At 32.9% G+C, this 1,345-nt stretch carries 1 protein-coding gene; it reads left to right on the top strand.

Annotated features, from left to right (window positions below; all coding sequences use genetic code 11):
• The first annotated feature begins 95 nt into the window (after window positions 1-95).
• A complete protein-coding gene (locus NAT47_RS12490) occupies window positions 96-1,292 on the top strand; it encodes an IS256 family transposase (RefSeq protein WP_250583251.1) in 1,197 nt (398 codons plus the stop codon).
• Window positions 1,293-1,345 lie beyond the last annotated feature (53 nt).

The following is a 1,345-nucleotide window of genomic DNA, read 5'->3' as shown; positions in this document are numbered from 1 at the left end:
AAAGGTACTATAACATAAACTGTGTAAGTAGAAAAAATAATGGGGTTTATAAACCCCATTATTTTTTTGTTTAATTTTAAATTTTACACAGTCTTATGAAAAAAGAAGATTTATTATCGGATGAATTCTTTAAGCAATTCAAAACAGGCGAAGACCTAAATGGTTTCCTTGCCCAACTTCAAAAACGAGGATTAGAAGCTATTTTAAATGGTGAACTCGATGCTCATTTAGGATATGATAAGCATGAAAAATCAACTACCTCTAACTCAAGAAATGGTTATTCTAGTAAAAAAGTAAAAACTTCTTTTGGTGAATCTGAGATTCAAGTTCCAAGAGACAGAGAAGCTTCTTTTAATCCTATGATTGTTCCAAAAAGACAAAACATGGTAGACGGATTAGAGAACGTAATTGTATCATTGTATGCCAAAGGGATGAGTGTCAGCGATATTGAAGAACAGATTAGAGAAGTTTATAATTTTGATATTTCAACTTCCACTATATCTCGAATAACAGAATCAGTTGCAAATGATATTATAGCCTGGCAAAATCGTCCATTAGACCCTGTTTATTTAATCGTTTGGATGGATGGCATAGTATTTAAAGTCCGCGAGAGCTCAAAAGTTATAAACAAAACTATTTATCTAGCTGTTGGTCTTAACAGAGATGGTAAAAAAGAAGTATTGGGAATGTGGCTAGGAAAGAACGAAAGTGCTAGTTTTTGGCTAGGTGTACTAACCGACTTAAAAGCTAGAGGTGTTGAAGACATCTTAATTACAGCAACCGACAATCTAAATGGGTTTACGCAAACTATTAAAAATGTATTCCCTGAATCACAAACTCAAATATGTGTAGTACATCAAATCAGAAACTCTGCTCGCTATGTGGTCTGGAAGGATAAGAAGGAGTTTTCAAGAGATATGAAGCAGATTTATGATGCTCCAACTAAACAAGCTGCTAGAGGAGCATTAGAAGATTTTGCCAATAAATGGAATCATAAATATCCTTATGCAGTAAAATCTTGGGAAGAAAATTGGGAAGAACTCACCGTGTTTTTTGACTTCCCAATAGAAATTAGAAAAATAATTTATACCACTAATTTAATCGAGAATCTTAACGGTAAGATTAGAAAGTACACCAAAAATAAATTATCGTTCCCAACGGATGATGCTGTTTTAAAATCCGTATATTTTGCTCTGAGAGAAGCAACCAAAAAATGGTCAATGCCAATCCAAAATTGGGGATTAATCCTCAATCAGTTCTTAACTATATTTGAAAAAAGGGTTCAACTTTAAGTAAAAAGTCAAACCCCATTATTTTTAACTTACACACTTTTTAGGATAGTGTC

The organism is Flavobacterium fragile, from assembly GCF_023634865.1.
Lineage (GTDB): Bacteria > Bacteroidota > Bacteroidia > Flavobacteriales > Flavobacteriaceae > Flavobacterium > Flavobacterium fragile.
Note: the sequence above shows the minus strand (reverse complement) of the source record. Positions and strands in the feature narration are given on the sequence as shown.

Bases quoted from the DNA above. Each gene is read 5' to 3' on its own strand.
- NAT47_RS12490 (WP_250583251.1), top strand. From the start codon at position 96: ATGAAAAAAGAAGATTTATTATCGGATGAATTCTTTAAGCAATTCAAA.